Source organism: Mycetocola sp. Y444, assembly GCF_059445295.1.
In genome coordinates this window covers 458,661-473,302 of record NZ_JCAIUB010000001.1, presented here as the reverse complement: position 1 = coordinate 473,302, position 14,642 = coordinate 458,661, and the positions used below count along the sequence as shown (strand labels likewise).

Below are 14,642 nucleotides of genomic sequence, written 5' to 3'. Positions count from 1 at the left end.
GGCGACCTGCCCCAACCCGGCTCGCCGCACGGTCGCGAATGAGAAAAGCCCCGCCTCGATTGAGGCGGGGCTTTCTCGTTCGGCCCTGTCGGGCGAAGAACCTGAAGCGGAGAGCTACTGCTTGGTCGGTGCGCTCTCGAGCAGGTTACGTGCTCGGTTCGCCAGTTCGGGATCCACGGTGACCGTGTAGCTCGTCGCGATGACCTGCATGATCGAGGTGAAGTCGCGGCGTCTCCTGTTGAGCGCGTACGACACAACCGAGAACATCATGCCGAAGGCGGCACCGATGAGCACAGCGGCACCGACGAAGGTGAGGTCAGCGGCCGGGTTGATGATGATGAGCAGAAGCCCGAAGAACAGACCGAGCCACGCGCCGCTCAGCGCGCCGGCACCAGCGGTACGCCCGTAGCTGAGACGGCCGGTCACTCGCTCGACGCTCTTGAGTCCGTCACCGACGATCGACACCTGCTTGACGGGGAAATCCGCCTGGGCGAGGACGTCGACGGCGTTCTGCGCTTCCCTGTAGCTCTCGAAACTGGCGACGGTTTCACCGCGCGGAATCATCGACTCGAACGGGTACCGGTCTGCGCCTCGGCGCTGCTGCTGATTGCTCACCCCTCCATTCTCACACCGGCGCCCGTGAACCGCAGCCCCGGACGTTCACCCCCACCCCCGTACAGGGAACGGCACTAAGTTAGAGGGGTGAGTGGATCGAGAGTTTTCGTCGCCCGGCTTGCCGGCTGCACAGTCTTCGACCCAGCGGGTGACCGCGTGGGTAAGGTGCGCGATGTGCTCGTCGTGTACCGCAAGAGCGACCCGCCGCGTGTTGTCGGGCTCATCGTCGAGATCCCCGGCAAACGACGTGTCTTTGTGTCGATCGGCCGGGTTACATCGATCGCCGCTGGCCAGATCATCACAACGGGTCTCATCAACGTGCGCCGGTTCGAACAGCGGGGAGGCGAGGTGCGTGTGATCGCCGAACTCCTGGGGCGCAAGGTCGAATTCGTCGACGGATCCGGTGAAGCGACCATCGAGGACATCGCCATCGAAGAGGTCGGCCCTGGCGCGTGGGCGGTAAGCCAGTACTTCGTCAGGCGCCCGAAGCTGTCACCCTCTCCGTTCGCGAAGGGCACCACGACGTTCGCGACCTGGCGGGAGATCCGGGAGAAGCAGTCTGGACCTGAGGGCCAGTCGGCTGAGCAGCTCATCGCAACGTACTCAGATCTGAAGCCCGCTGACCTCGCCAACACCCTGCTCGACCTGCCGCAGGACCGCATGATCGAGGTCGTCGAGGAACTCCCGGACGACAGGCTCGCCGACGCCCTCGAAGAGATGCCGGAGACCGACCAGGTCGCCATCCTCACCGAACTCGGCGACGGCCGCGCCGCGCACGTCCTCGACCAGATGCAGCCCGACGACGCCGCCGACCTCATCGCACAGCTTCCCCTCGACCGCGGTGAACACCTGCTCGAGCTGATGGAGCCCGAGGAGGCCGAGGACGTGCGTATGCTCCTCGCGTTCGCCCCCGACACCGCCGGCGGCCTCATGACCACGGAACCCGTCATCCTCTCCGCCGATTCCACGGTCGCTGAGGCCCTCGCCCTCATCCGGCGCCCCGAACTCCCGCCGGCACTCGGTGCGGCGGTCTGCGTGACCCTCCCGCCGTATGAACCGCCGACCGGCAGGTACCTCGGTATCGTGCACTTCCAGCGGATGCTGCGTTATCCGCCGCATGAACGCCTCGGCACGATCATGGACCAGAGCCTCGACCCAGTGACGGCGAAGGCTTCGGCGGCCGAAGTCTCCCGGATCCTGGCCAGTTATGACCTCGTGTCGGTTCCTGTCGTCGATGACACACACAGACTCGTCGGGGTGGTGACAATTGACGATGTCCTCGACTACCTGTTGCCCGAAGACTGGCGAAGTCAGAACGACGAACCGGTGATCACGCACAAACCACAGGGAAGGAGGGCGACTCATGGCTAAGATCCGCAGGAACGACGTGCGCCTTGACGCCCCCAAGGGCCTCCGTCCGTCCATGCTCCCCGGCCGGGGACGCGAGTCGAGCGACAGGTTCGGGCGGTTCACCGAGTGGGTCGCCCGCGCCATGGGTACCCCGGGGTTCCTCGCTGGCCTCACCGTGTTCTGTCTCGCCTGGATCGCGTACAACACCTGGGGTCCCGAGGACTTCCGCTTCGACTCGGCAGCCCTCGGCTTCACCGCGCTCACGCTCATCCTTTCGCTTCAGGCCTCGTACGCTGCCCCGCTGATCCTCCTCGCCCAGAACCGCCAGGACGACCGTGACCGGGTACAGATCGAACAGGACCGACAGCGCGCCGAACGCAACCTCAACGACACCGAGTACCTCGCCCGTGAGGTCGTGGCCCTGCGACTCGCGATGAAGGACATGGCATCGAAGGACTTCATCCGCCAGGAACTCCGGTCGCTTCTCGAAGAACTCGAGAAGGACAAGGACGATGCCAGGAACTGACCTCGAACGCCGCATCGCCGACGAACTCGCCACGGTGATCGACCCGGAAATTCGCAGGCCGATCACCGAACTGGGCATGGTCGGTGACATTGCGGTATCCGCAGACGGGGCAGCATCCGTCGCCATCAAACTGACGATCGTCGGTTGCCCCGCGGCCACAGCGATTGAACGCGATGTCACGGCAGCGGTCTCCCGGGTGCCGGGCGTCACGAGTGCGGACATCGCCGTCGGCGTGATGACGCCGGAGGAACGACGCGCGCTCACCGAGTCGCTCCGCGGCCCGAAGGCCGCGCGGGTGATGCCGTTCGGCCCCGGCACGCTCACCAAGGTTTACGCCGTGACGAGCGGAAAGGGTGGCGTCGGCAAGTCGACCGTCACCGCGAACCTCGCCGCCGAGCTCGCCTCGAGGGGCCTGAGCGTCGGTATCGTCGACGCTGACGTCCACGGGTTCTCGATCCCGGGCCTCCTGGGACTGACGGATGCCACCGCTGACGAGACATCGCTCAGAACACCGACGCAGGTGGGTGACATGATCCTGCCTCCCATCGGGTACGGCGTGAAGGTGATTTCGATCGGCATGTTCCTCGGCAAGGCGGACGGACAAGCGACACAGGCCGTTGCCTGGCGTGGCCCCATGCTGCACCGCACGATCAGCCAGTTCCTCACCGACGTGTACTTCGGCGACCTCGATGTCCTCCTCCTCGACCTTCCACCGGGAACGGGCGACGTGGCGATTTCGCTCGGCCAGCTGCTGCCGAACGCCGAGGTCCTCGTCGTCACCACCCCGCAGCCAGCAGCGGCCGACGTCGCCGAGCGCAGCGGAATCGTGGCGAGGCAGACCGGCCAGAAGGTCATCGGGGTCATCGAAAACATGGCTGGGCTCGTGCAGCCTGACGGCAGCGTCCTCTCACTCTTCGGCTCCGGTGGTGGCGCTGAACTCGCCCGTAGGCTGAGCGCAACGCCCGACGCCCCCGACGTGCCCCTGCTCGCGAGTGTTCCGCTGAGCGTTCCGCTCCGGTCGGGTGGCGACACCGGGGTACCGGTTGTCCTGGCGGATCCCGACGACCCGGCGAGCGTCGCCATCCGTTCGATCGCCGACCAGTTGCTTGCCCGCGGACGCGGTCTCGCCGGCCGGCGGCTCGGGCTGGCCCCGGCCTGATCGGCGGATGCTGTGCGGCGGGGTGTCCTTGCGGGACTCGCCGCTTCGCTCGTGTTTCTGGCGGGCTGTTCAACGCCGCCGACGGACACCGCTGATGACCTCAGCTTCGAGGTAATGCAGGGCCGAACCGATTACTCGAGCGGCACCCTCGTCCTCCGCGTCGTCAACGGCGGTGCCGAGAGCATCACGGTCGACGACGCCGTCCTCACCTGGCCAGGGTTCGCCGAACCGGCGCGCTGGTCGGGAACCACGATCGCGGCGGGCCGCACGGTGGACCTCCGGACGGCGGTGCCTGCAGCGAATTGTGCGACAGGGACGGCAGACCCACCGGGCCCGTCGCTCGCTGTGGAATTCAGAGGGGCGCCGGACATCGTCACGAGCCCCCTCGATCGGCTCGACACTCTCCAGCGGCTGCATCAGACCGGTTGCGTGTCAGCCACCGTCGACCGGATCGCCACAGTCTCTGTCACGGGCCCGCTCAATATCGACGGCACAGGGCCGGATGCTGTGGCCAGGCTCACACTGCTGGTTACACCGACGGGCGAAGAGGGAACGATCCGGTTCTCGTCGGTCGCGTCGACGCCGCTGCTCGCCCCAGCGGACGGATCGGAAGGCTGGCCGCTCTCCCTGGCCGTCAGCGGAGCATCTGCCCCTCAGTCCGCAGTGCTGCCGATCCGGCCGGCACGCTGTGACCCGCACGCCGTTGCCGAAGACAAGATCGGAACGGTGCTCGTCCTGGCGGTGAGTGTCGACGACACCGATGGGCGCTACAGCTTCCCGGTCGACGACGCGACCCGCGACGCTCTCTACGGTTTCGTGAGATCGGCATGCGGGATGCCGTGACGGGCCGATTCTTCGCGTCAGGTTGCTTCGAGGTCGAACGGTGGCGCGGCCACGGCGTTGCCCTCGAGGATCTGCTGCTGCCGATCGGACGGGCGGGGTTTTCGAGGCTTCTGCCACACGAGATCGTCGTCGTCAGCGGGAACAGCAGCGGTCTTATCGAAACTCGGCGGGGCGATAACGGGTTCAGGCGGAGAGTCGTCGAGCAGCGCCTCGCGGATGATGCGGCGCGGGTCGTACTGACGCGGGTCGAGTTTCTTCCAGTCGACCTCGTCGAACTCGGGCCCCATCTCCTCACGCATGCGTTCCTTGGCCCCCTGGGCCATGTCGCGCAGCGACCGGATGAGCCTCGCGAGCTGTGCTGCATACGTCGGGAGGCGCTCGGGTCCGAGCAGGAAGACAGCGATCACCCCGATGATGAGGAGCTTCTCGAAAGTGAGGCCGAAGAACACGAGTTCAGACTATCGCGCCGCGCCTGACAAAACGCACGACACGGCTCCGCTACTCTTGGGCGAACCACCACCGGGAGCTGAAGTGTCAGAACAAGATTCGAACTGGAAATATGCCGACTACATCGTCACCGAGTCCGATTCGATCCAGAAGGCCCGCGCACAGTCTCTTGAGCTCGGCATCGAACCGATCTCACCGGCCATGGGAGCGCAGGCCGCCGTTATCGCCGCGACCACAGCCGCCGTCAACGTCGTCGAGATCGGCACCGGTTCCGGCGTCTCAGGGTTGTGGCTGCTGTCACCGTCGAAGAGGAGCGTCCTCACGACCATCGACTCAGAGGCCGAGCACCAGGGCTATGCCCGCCAGACGTTTGCCGATGCCCGGGTCGCACCGAACCGGGTTCGCCTGATCACCGGCAAGTCCCTCGACGTGCTCACGCGGATGAACGAGAACTCCTACGACATCGTCTTCGTCGACGCCGATCCAACGCAGGTGATCGAGAACGTCGAGCACGGACTTCGCCTCGCGAGGGCCGGCGGCACCGTCCTCGTCCCTCACGCGCTCTGGAAGGGCAGGGTCGCTGACCCGGCACAGCGCGACGACGTTACCAGCGCGTTCCGCACCCTCGTGCAGGAGATCGCGTCATCGAGCGCCGTTGTGAGTGCGCTCTCCCCCGTCGGCGACGGTCTGCTCCAGATCACCAAGCTCGCCTAGGCATCCGCCAGCGTGACGGCGCACTGACCGCAGTGAGCCGCATCATGAGCGGGCGTACCCCTTAACAGGACAAGGCGTTAACAGGACGAGGCGCGGATGCCTGTGGTCGATGACCACGCACATCCGCGCCTCGTAGTTAAAATCGGTCTAGCTGACTGCAACAACCCCAGCCAGCGCGTCGTGAAGTTCCCTGGCTTCGGCGTCGTTGACTGACACAACCAGGCGCCCACCGCCTTCGAGCGGAACCCGCACGATGATCAGCCGACCCTCCTTCACGGCCTCCATTGGTCCGTCGCCAGTCCTCGGCTTCATCGCGGCCATTCGGCTCCCCTTTCGTTGCTTTGTCCTCCTATTATCCGCTACCCGCTGTGAACGAACGAAATCGGCCCGCAGACTCACCCAAACTGGGGACACCAGATCACGGCGGAGTCCAGTCGTAACCGTCGACGCGCCACGCGATGAGTACCCACCCGATCTGGCCCGCGATCGAGGCGAGAACAAGACCCACCCGGTACACACGCGAGCGTGGAACGGCGAACGCACCCGCGGCCGGAAACAGCGGTACGAGGAGCCTGAAGGTGCTCGACTGCGGGAAGAACACGGCGAAGAGGTAGATGAGGTAGCTCGCAAGCCAGAGCCGGAGATCGATACCGAGCTTCCGTGCCGGTGGCGAGAGGAGTCCGAGCACCGCGAGTACGACGAGCACCGTCACACCCAGGACCCCCCACCAGGGCGAGTCTGGAAGACCGAGCCCGTTGGTGGCCCACCAGCCGAGTCCCTGGAACCACGGCGCGAACGGCACCAGGTGGCCGTGACCGATGTACGCGCTCCGCCACGCGAGCTCAGTGTCGGTGTATGCGGTGATCGACCCGGTGACCGCCCACGCGATAGCGGGCCAGGCCAGACCGAGAACTCCGCTCAACACAGCGAGCGCCGCGGGTGGTACGAGGTCCGGGAGACTCTCCCCCGTCGTACGGCGCCGGAACCAGCGCACCAGGACGTGAAGGACGAGGAAGAGTGAGAACGCAAGTCCGGACGGGCGCGTGAAACACATCACGGCGATCACCCCCGCAGCCGGGAGATAACGACGGGTGAGAACGAGGTAGAGCGCGGCCGCGAGCAGCAACACGTGCAACGATTCCGCGTACGCGACCTGAAGAATGGGCGAGAGTGGGGCAACCGAAAACAGCACCACGCTGAACAGGGCGGTCGATTCGTCGAGAACGAGTCGCATCAACCGATAAAAGACCAGCGTCGCAGCGAAGATCGCGAGCACGGACACAAGTACAGCCGCTGGCGCCCAGCCCAGTCCGGTAAGCCCCATGACGAGCCGCACGACCGCGGGATACACGGGCATGAACGCCCACGCGTTCTCTGCGACGTGACCGTCAGCGTCGACCGGCAACTCTGCCGGATACCCGGAGAGAGCAACGATCTGGTACCACCGGCCATCCCAGAGCGAGGCGAAGTCGGCGTACGCGGGCGACGGACCCGTCCAGGCGTTGGCAGGCTGGAGCTTCGCGAACCAGACGAGGATCGCTGTCGAAATCAGCCGCCCTGCTGCAGCGATGGCGAGGACACGCCCCCACCAGCGCAGCCGGCGCCAGAGCTCAGGCGGCCGCACCGGTCAGCCACGTACGCAGCCCGTTCTCGCACGCGACGATCTCATCGAGTGCGACACGTTCGTCATCGGCATGCGCGGTGAGCGGGTCCCCAGGGCCATAGTTCACGGCGGGGATGCCGAGGGCCGAGAACCGGGCGACGTCGGTCCAGCCGTATTTCGGGAGCGCTGTACCGCCGACGGCCCTCATGAATTCCTGTGCGAGCGGCGCATCGAGACCCGGCCTCGCGCCATCAGCGGCGTCGACGACCTCGATCTCGAATCCGCCGAACAGCTGACGGAGGTGGCTGACCGCTTCGCCCGCCGTCAGGTTCGGGGCAAAACGGTAGTTGATGTGCACCCGGCACTCATCGGGAATCACGTTCCCGGCGATGCCGCCCGAGATTCCGACGGCGTTGAGTCCCTCACGGTAGACGAGGCCATCGACCTCAACGGATGCCGGCAAATAGGCCGCAAGGATATTCAGTACCTGCGCGGCCCGGTGGATCGCGTTCTCCCCCACCCAGCTCCTCGCGGAGTGTGCCCGGCGTCCGCGAGTGACAACGTCGATGCGCACCGTGCCGTTGCATCCGCCCTCGATATCGCTCCGGGTCGGCTCACCGAGAATGGCAAAGTCGCCCTCGAAAAGGTCAGGTCGAGACGCGGCGAGAATGCCGAGGCCATTTTTGTCGCTCTCGACCTCTTCGCCGTCGTACCACATCCAGGTCACGTCGATGGCGGGGTCCGTCAGCTCAGCCGCGAGCTTCAACTGAACGGCGACACCGCTCTTCATGTCGGCGGTGCCACGACCCCACAGGTAGTCCCTGCCGTCGATCGTCTCAAACCGGGTCGGGAGGTTGGCGTTGACCGGCACGGTATCGATGTGGCCGGCGATGATGGCCCGCTTCGACTTGCCACCGGTCGTCCGCGCGACAACGGTATTGCCCACTCGGATGATCTCGAGGTGACTGCAGTCGGCCAGCGCGCGCTCGATGGCATCCGCAAGGGGCGCTTCGTTGCCGGAGACCGACTCGATGTCACAGATAGTTCGGGTGATGTCGACGCTCGACGCGGAGAGATCGATGGCAGGCGATGGCACTGGCGAGTCCGGCATGCGATCAGTCTACGGTCGCGTCACACGGGCGTCGGGAAACCCGGCGGTTCGCTAGCCTTGAGGCATGACGGACTCCGCACTCACCGCAACGCACGCCTGGGGCTACGGCCTCGCCACTGTGGCCTCCGACGGCACGGTCCTGGACACCTGGTATCCGGAACCTCAGCTCGGTCCGATCCCGGCCAACCGGGAACGCTGGATCGTCCCGGCACCGATTGAGGCCCTGGCCGGCACCGACGAGCGTCGGCGCGTGCGCATTGACATCGTGACGGTCCAGATCGAGCTCAAGGCTGCGCCCCAGGACACCTCGGATGCCTATCTCCGGCTGCACCTGCTCTCCCACCTTCTGGTGACGCCCAATTCGATCAACCTCGACGGAATCTTCAGCCACCTGCCGATTGTGGTCTGGACCAACGCTGGCCCGGTAAACCCCGCGGATTTCGACGAGATCCGGCCGGCGCTTTCCCGCGCGGGCATCTCGGCAACCGGCATCGACAAGTTCCCACGCATGCTGGACTACGTCACCCCGCCCAAGGTGCGGATCGCTGACGCATCGCGGGTCCGCCTCGGAGCGCACCTCGCACCGGGAACAACGGTCATGCACGAGGGCTTCGTGAACTTCAACGCCGGTACCCTCGGCGCGTCGATGGTCGAGGGGCGCATCTCGCAAGGAGTTGTCGTCGGCAACGGGTCCGACATCGGCGGAGGCGCGTCGATCATGGGAACGCTGTCTGGCGGCGGAACCCAGCGGGTCTCGATCGGCGAACGTGCGCTCCTCGGCGCTAACTCGGGAATCGGTATTTCCATCGGAGACGACTCGGTCGTCGAAGCGGGGCTCTATGTCACTGCGGGGACGAAGGTCGTCGTTGTCGGAGACAAAAACGCCGACGACGCACCGGTCGTGGTGAAGGCTGTGGAACTGTCCGGCATGCCAAACTTGCTCTTCAGACGCAACTCCCTCACGGGGGCTGTCGAGGTGTTGAACCGCACAGGAGCGGGAATCCAACTCAACGACGCGTTGCACGCCTGACACCGGGCGGCACAACCCCGCAGTTTCACGAAGGAGTGACGTGGTTCCCAGGACGCCAAGAGGCCGCCGATCGCGCTTGTTTACAGTTCTGATGAGCATCATTGGCGGTCTCGTCGTCCTGGTCCTCGTCGCCGGCGGACTCGCGGTCCTCACCGTGCAGCGCTCATTCCCCCAGCTCGACGGTGAGCTTGCCGTCGCTGGACTCGACGCGAACGTCACCGTGTACCGCGACGACGCCGGCATCCCCGTCATCGAAGCGGAGAGCGCGACCGACCTGTTCGCGGCGCAGGGGTTCGTGCACGCGCAGGACAGGTTCTGGGAGATGGACTTCCGCCGGCACGTCACGAGCGGTCGCCTTGCTGAACTGTTCGGTGAGGCACAGGTCGAAACAGACACCTTCGTCCGTACCCTCGGCTGGCGCGCTGTTGCGGAACAGGAGGTCGAACTGCTCGACCCGCTCACGCTCAGCTGGTACCAGGCCTACGCCGACGGAGTGAACGCCTACCTGGCCCAGCGTGAGGGTGCAGCGCTCTCCCTCGAGTACGCCGTCCTCGGCCTGCAGAACCCGGGGTACGAGCCGGAGAAGTGGACGCCGGCCGACTCCGTTGCCTGGCTGAAAGCCATGGCGTGGGACCTCCGCTCCAATCTCGAGGATGAGATCGACCGGGCGATCCTGGCCACGAGCGTCTCACCCGAGCAGCTGTCCACTCTGTACCCCGACTACCCGTACGAGACGAACCCGACCGTGCTCTCCGCAATGGCGACGCCGTTCGGCGAAGCTGCCGAGGACACCTCCACCGAACATGAGGCATCCGTCGACGCACTCCTCGCGCTCCGCGACGTCGTTGCGGGGATGCCAGCACTTCTCGGCAGGGCAGGCAGCGACATCGGCTCCAATTCGTGGGTCATCGCCGGAAGCCTGACGGAGTCGGGCAAACCGCTGCTCGCGAACGACCCTCACCTCGGCCCGTCGCTTCCTTCGGTCTGGTACCAGATGGGATTGCGCTGCTCAGTGGTCTCGGCCGAGTGCCCGTTCGACGTTGCCGGATTCAGCTTCTCGGGAATGCCGGGAATCATCATCGGCCACAACGCGAGGGTTGCGTGGGGGTTCACGAATCTCGGGCCTGACACCGCCGACCTCTATATCGAGAAGGTCGCGGAAGCGAACTATGAACTCGACGGCGTCCTCCGCCCGCTCACCGTCCGCGAGGAGGTGGTGAAGGTCGCCGGGGGCGAGGACGTTCCGATTACGATCCGCTCAACGGAACGCGGTCCGCTCGTGACGGGGATCACCGGTGACTTCTCGAGCATCGCCGCCGACTATCCCGCATCGAGCGGCCTGCCGGAGGGATCATACGAGCTCTCCCTGCAGTGGACAGCACTGACTCCCGGCCAGACGCCCCGCGCTATTTTCGCCGTGAACCAGGCGACCGACTGGGCCAGCTTCCGTGAGGGAGCGAGGCTGTTCGAAGTGCCGTCGCAGAACCTCGTGTACGCCGACGTCGATGGCAACATCGGCTACCAGGCACCTGGACTGATTCCGGTCCGCTCAGCGGGTGACGGTACTGTGCCGCAGCCAGGCTGGACGAGTGCATCGGGCTGGAAGAGCTACATTCCGTTCGAGGCCCTGCCCACCCAGTACAACCCCGAGTCCGGGTACATCGTCACCGCCAACAACGCCGTGGTGGACTCCAGCTACCCGTACCTCATCACCAGGGACTGGGATGCCGGGTACCGGGCAGACCGCATCACCGACCGCATCCGAACGGACATCGACGCTGGCACCAAATTCACCGCGGCAACGATGAGCGAGATCCAGGCGGACAACCACAACGCGGTCGGCGAGACGTTTGCTCCGTATCTGGCCGACCTGACCCCGTCGGGTAACGCCAAAAAGGGTGCTGCGCTGCTCGCCGACTGGGACTTCGCCGACGACGCTGACAGCGCGGAGAGTGCGTACTTCAACATCTTCTGGCGCACGCTGCTCGAGGACACCTTCTCACCCAAACTGCCTGAAGCGCTTCCTGCCTCGGGAGGCGGCCAGTGGTTCCAGATCGTGAGCGGCCTCCTCGACGACCCCCAGTCGGCCTGGTGGGTCTCAGCCGACGACAACGTCACCGGGCGCGACGAGGCGATCACTCACGCTCTCAGCGCCGCATGGACCGAGGCCGAGGACCTGATGGGCGACAACCCGGAGGACTGGACCTGGGGCGAACTCCACACGTTGACCATCCGCAACGCGAGCTTTGGCGAATCCGGGATCGCGCCGATCGAGTGGCTGTTCAACCGCGGACCGTATGAGCTCGCCGGTGGTTCGTCAGTGGTGAACGCTGTCGGCTGGTACGCCCCGGACGGCTACACCGTCGACTGGGTACCGTCCATGCGTCAGGTCGTCGACCTGGCTGACTTCGACTCGTCGACGTGGATCAACCTCGGCGGAGCATCCGGGCACGCCTTCGCACCGACCTACGTCGACCAGACCGCGCTCTGGCAGGAGAACAAGACACGGGCATGGGCGTACACCCCGGATGCCGTCAGCAGCGGTGCGACGGACATCCTGACGCTCACACCGTAGACGCGGGCGCCCCCTGGCGCACAGAAAACCCCCACCGACTCATGTCGGTGGGGGTTTTCTGTGCCAGCGGGCGTGCGCCAGCGGGTGGCCTCGGTTAGCGCTGCGGGAGGTCGCGAGCGGCCGAACCCGTGTACAGCTGCTGCGGGCGGCCGATCTTGGTCTGCGGGTCCTCGTTCATCTCGCGCCAGTGCGCCACCCACCCGGGAAGGCGTCCGATCGCGAACAGCACGGTGAACATCCGGGTCGGGAAGCCCATCGCCTTGTAGATGACGCCGGTGTAGAAGTCGACGTTCGGGTACAGGCGGCGTTCCTTGAAGTAGTCGTCCTCGAGGGCGATCTGCTCGAGTTCCTTCGCGAGGTCGAGCAGCGGGTCGCTGACGCCGAGCTGAGCGAGAACTTCGTCCGCGCTCTCCTTGACGATCTTCGCGCGCGGGTCGTAGTTCTTGTAGACGCGGTGCCCGAAGCCCATGAGCTTGACACCCTCTTCCTTGTTCTTGACGCGCTCGACGAACTTCGCGACGCCCTCGCCCGAGTCACGAATGCGACCGAGCATCTCGAGGACCGCCTCGTTGGCACCGCCGTGCAGCGGTCCGGACAGGGCGTTGATGCCAGCCGAGACCGACGCGTAGAGGTTGGCACCGGTCGAACCGACGAGCCGCACGGTCGAGGTCGACGCGTTCTGCTCGTGGTCGGCGTGGAGAATCAGCAGCCGGTCCAGCGCCTTCGACAGCACGGGGTCGATCTCGTACGGCTCGGCCATGTTGCCGAAGTTGAGCCGCAGGAAGTTGTCGACGAAGCTCAGGCTGTTGTCCGGGTAGAGGAACGCCTGGCCTGTCGCCTTCTTGTGTGCGTAGCCCGCGATGACGGGGAGCTTCGCGAGCAGGCGGATCGTGGTGAGCTCAACCTGTTCGGGGTCGCTGGGGTCCGCAGCGGACTCGTAGTAGGTGGAGAGAGCGGAGAGTGCGCTCGAGATGACGGCCATGGGGTGTGCCGTGTGCGGCAGGGCCGAGAAGAAGTGCTTGAGGTCTTCGTGCAGCAGTGTGTGGCGTCGGATCTTCTCGTCGAACTCAGCGAGCTGGTCGGCCGTCGGCATCTCGCCGTAGATGAGCAGCCACGCGACCTCGAGGTAGGTGGAGGATGCGGCGAGCTGTTCGATGGGATATCCGCGGTAGCGGAGGATGCCGGCGTCGCCGTCGATGTACGTGATCGACGACTTCGTTGCCGCCGTGTTCACGAACCCGTAGTCCAGTGTCGTCAGGCCCGATTGGCGCGTCAGCGTTGAGACGTCAAGGCTGGATGCGCCCTGACTCGATTTCAGGATCGGAAACTCTGCGGTTCCGCCCGGGTAGGTCAGGGTAGCTTTCTCGGTCACTGCGCTTGACTCCTGCTCGACGTCGCCCACGGCGCCTCCTTGTACTGGTTGTTCCAGGTGATTGTGCGGCGTTCCTGCCCCGCGAATGTGTGGCCGCGGCGACGGGTCCGGATACAGCCTAATCGGCTGACCGGCCAACTACCGCATCCGCCAACGACCGGCTTGACCTCTTGGAGCTAAACTCCAACGCCGTCGCGGGAGAGTCGCAGCGCCGCAGCGGCAATCCTCTCGTCTGTGGCCGTGAGCGACAGCCTGACGTGCTCGGGCGAGAACTCACCGTAAAACGTACCTGGACCGGCGAGGATGCCGAGGTCGGCGAGCCTCCCGATCGACTCCCAGGCGTCCCTGCCCTCGGTCACCCACAGGTAAAGCCCGGCTTCGGAACGATCGAGACGGAACCCGGCGCCCTCGAGCGCGGGCAGGAGCACGGCCCGCCGCCCGGCGTAGCGCGCCTTCTGCTCGGCAACGTGCGCATCGTCGCCGAGGGCGGCGATCATCGCCTCCTGTAACGGCGCTGGCACCATCAGTCCCGCGTGTTTCCGAACCGTGGTCAGCCGCGTAATCGTGGCGGCACAACCTCCGGCGAACGCGGCACGATACCCGGCCATGTTGGACTGCTTGCTGAGCGAGTAGATGGCGAGGACGCCGTCTACGCTCCCCCCGGTGACCCGCGGGTCAAGGATGGACGGAACCGGTACGGTTGCCCACTGACCGCTCCAGCCGAGTTCGGCGTAGCACTCGTCGTTCACGATGAGTGCGCCGAGTTCGCGTGCTCGAGCGACGGCAACGCGAAGGAAGTCAATGTCGAGCACGTTTCCGTCGGGGTTGCCCGGCGAGTTAAGCCAGATCAGCTTCGTGCCTTCCGGCCATTCGGCCGGATCATCGGATGCCACAGCGCTGGCCCCGCACATCGCCGCTCCGATGGCGTAGGTGGGGTAGGCGGCCCGCGGATGCACGATCGTGTCGCCCTCCCCGATGCCGAGCATGAACGGCAGGAGTGCGACGAGTTCCTTCGAACCAATGGTGGGAAGGACATTCGCCGAGCGAAGATCGGGTACCGACCGTCGCCTGGCGAACCAGTCGACGATGGCTTCGGCGAGAGCCGGGGTTCCGGCTGTTGTCGGGTACGCGTGTGCGTCTGTCGCCTCGGACAGGGCGACCCGCACCACCTCGGGAGTGGGGTCGACGGGCGAACCTATCGAGAGGTCGACGATTCCGTCAGGATGTTGGCGCGCGCGAGTGGCAAACGGCACCATGGCATCCCACGGGTAATCGGGAAGCGGTGAGAGCGCCACGC

At 65.7% G+C, this 14,642-nt stretch carries 14 protein-coding genes; 7 read left to right on the top strand and 7 right to left on the bottom strand.

Annotated features, from left to right (window positions below; translation table 11 throughout):
* Positions 1-114: 114 nt before the first annotated feature.
* A complete protein-coding gene (locus AC1C2M_RS02255; protein WP_483404567.1) occupies positions 115-615 on the bottom strand; it encodes a YflT domain-containing protein in 501 nt (166 codons plus the stop codon).
* A gap of 87 nt (positions 616-702) precedes the next feature.
* On the opposite strand from AC1C2M_RS02255, the gene AC1C2M_RS02250 reads away from it, so the two are divergent.
* The 4 genes from AC1C2M_RS02250 (at position 703) to AC1C2M_RS02235 (ending at position 4,493) form a co-directional block, all read left to right on the top strand.
* A complete protein-coding gene (locus tag AC1C2M_RS02250) occupies positions 703-1,986 on the top strand; it encodes a magnesium transporter MgtE N-terminal domain-containing protein (RefSeq protein WP_108391454.1) in 1,284 nt (427 codons plus the stop codon).
* Positions 1,979-2,491 (top strand): DUF1003 domain-containing protein, encoded by a 513-nt coding sequence (locus AC1C2M_RS02245; RefSeq protein ID WP_108962171.1) that lies wholly within the window; start codon positions 1,979-1,981, stop codon positions 2,489-2,491. The genes AC1C2M_RS02250 and AC1C2M_RS02245 overlap by 8 nt, the downstream gene beginning before the upstream one ends.
* Complete coding sequence (locus AC1C2M_RS02240) at positions 2,478-3,650, top strand: Mrp/NBP35 family ATP-binding protein (protein ID WP_495435107.1); 1,173 nt, start codon at positions 2,478-2,480, stop codon at positions 3,648-3,650. Before AC1C2M_RS02245 ends, AC1C2M_RS02240 begins: the two co-directional genes overlap by 14 nt.
* 114 nt (positions 3,651-3,764) lie before the next feature.
* Positions 3,765-4,493 carry a hypothetical protein gene (locus AC1C2M_RS02235; protein ID WP_495435106.1) on the top strand — a complete coding sequence of 243 codons (729 nt, stop codon included), beginning with the start codon at positions 3,765-3,767 and terminating at the stop codon, positions 4,491-4,493.
* 17 nt (positions 4,494-4,510) lie between these two features.
* On the opposite strand, the gene AC1C2M_RS02230 is transcribed toward AC1C2M_RS02235, so the two are convergent.
* The gene (locus AC1C2M_RS02230) at positions 4,511-4,942 is read right to left on the bottom strand and encodes a twin-arginine translocase TatA/TatE family subunit (RefSeq protein ID WP_495435105.1); all 432 of its coding nucleotides are present in this window, start codon (positions 4,940-4,942) and stop codon (positions 4,511-4,513) included.
* An 82-nt stretch (positions 4,943-5,024) separates the two neighbouring features.
* On the opposite strand from AC1C2M_RS02230, the gene AC1C2M_RS02225 reads away from it, so the two are divergent.
* Positions 5,025-5,654 (top strand): O-methyltransferase, encoded by a 630-nt coding sequence (locus AC1C2M_RS02225; protein WP_108962175.1) that lies wholly within the window; start codon positions 5,025-5,027, stop codon positions 5,652-5,654.
* Positions 5,655-5,801: 147 nt separating this feature from the next.
* On the opposite strand, the gene AC1C2M_RS02220 is transcribed toward AC1C2M_RS02225, so the two are convergent.
* The 3 genes from AC1C2M_RS02220 to dapE form a co-directional block, all read right to left on the bottom strand.
* Positions 5,802-5,975, bottom strand: coding sequence for a DUF3117 domain-containing protein (locus AC1C2M_RS02220; protein WP_108391459.1), 174 nt, complete (start codon positions 5,973-5,975; stop codon positions 5,802-5,804).
* 97 nt (positions 5,976-6,072) lie between these two features.
* The gene (locus AC1C2M_RS02215; protein ID WP_483404571.1) at positions 6,073-7,278 is read right to left on the bottom strand and encodes a putative hexosyltransferase; all 1,206 of its coding nucleotides are present in this window, start codon (positions 7,276-7,278) and stop codon (positions 6,073-6,075) included.
* Entirely contained in the window at positions 7,265-8,368 is a 1,104-nt protein-coding gene (gene dapE, locus AC1C2M_RS02210) for a succinyl-diaminopimelate desuccinylase (protein WP_495434459.1), read from the bottom strand. The genes AC1C2M_RS02215 and dapE overlap by 14 nt, the downstream gene beginning before the upstream one ends.
* 64 nt (positions 8,369-8,432) lie before the next feature.
* Here dapE and dapD point away from each other — a divergent pair, with 64 nt between their 5' ends.
* Positions 8,433-9,398 carry a 2,3,4,5-tetrahydropyridine-2,6-dicarboxylate N-succinyltransferase gene (dapD, locus tag AC1C2M_RS02205; RefSeq protein WP_483404573.1) on the top strand — a complete coding sequence of 322 codons (966 nt, stop codon included), beginning with the start codon at positions 8,433-8,435 and terminating at the stop codon, positions 9,396-9,398.
* A 91-nt stretch (positions 9,399-9,489) separates the two neighbouring features.
* The gene (locus AC1C2M_RS02200) at positions 9,490-11,973 is read left to right on the top strand and encodes a penicillin acylase family protein (RefSeq protein ID WP_495435104.1); all 2,484 of its coding nucleotides are present in this window, start codon (positions 9,490-9,492) and stop codon (positions 11,971-11,973) included.
* Between the two features lie 94 nt (positions 11,974-12,067).
* Here the strand turns inward: AC1C2M_RS02200 and AC1C2M_RS02195 are convergent, their stop codons facing one another.
* Positions 12,068-13,375: a citrate synthase gene (locus AC1C2M_RS02195; RefSeq protein ID WP_483404575.1), complete on the bottom strand. Its 1,308-nt coding sequence runs from the start codon at positions 13,373-13,375 to the stop codon at positions 12,068-12,070.
* 146 nt (positions 13,376-13,521) lie between these two features.
* Positions 13,522-14,640: a succinyldiaminopimelate transaminase gene (gene dapC, locus AC1C2M_RS02190; RefSeq protein WP_495435103.1), complete on the bottom strand. Its 1,119-nt coding sequence runs from the start codon at positions 14,638-14,640 to the stop codon at positions 13,522-13,524.
* Positions 14,641-14,642: the final 2 nt, after the last annotated feature.

Coding starts and splice junctions, on each gene's coding strand:
- dapE (WP_495434459.1), bottom strand. CDS start 8,368: ATGCCGGACTCGCCAGTGCCATCGCCTGCCATCGATCTCTCCGCGTCG.
- AC1C2M_RS02235 (WP_495435106.1), top strand. CDS start 3,765: ATGCAGGGCCGAACCGATTACTCGAGCGGCACCCTCGTCCTCCGCGTC.
- AC1C2M_RS02240 (WP_495435107.1), top strand. CDS start 2,478: ATGCCAGGAACTGACCTCGAACGCCGCATCGCCGACGAACTCGCCACG.
- AC1C2M_RS02200 (WP_495435104.1), top strand. CDS start 9,490: ATGAGCATCATTGGCGGTCTCGTCGTCCTGGTCCTCGTCGCCGGCGGA.
- AC1C2M_RS02245 (WP_108962171.1), top strand. CDS start 1,979: ATGGCTAAGATCCGCAGGAACGACGTGCGCCTTGACGCCCCCAAGGGC.
- dapD (WP_483404573.1), top strand. CDS start 8,433: ATGACGGACTCCGCACTCACCGCAACGCACGCCTGGGGCTACGGCCTC.
- AC1C2M_RS02220 (WP_108391459.1), bottom strand. CDS start 5,975: ATGGCCGCGATGAAGCCGAGGACTGGCGACGGACCAATGGAGGCCGTG.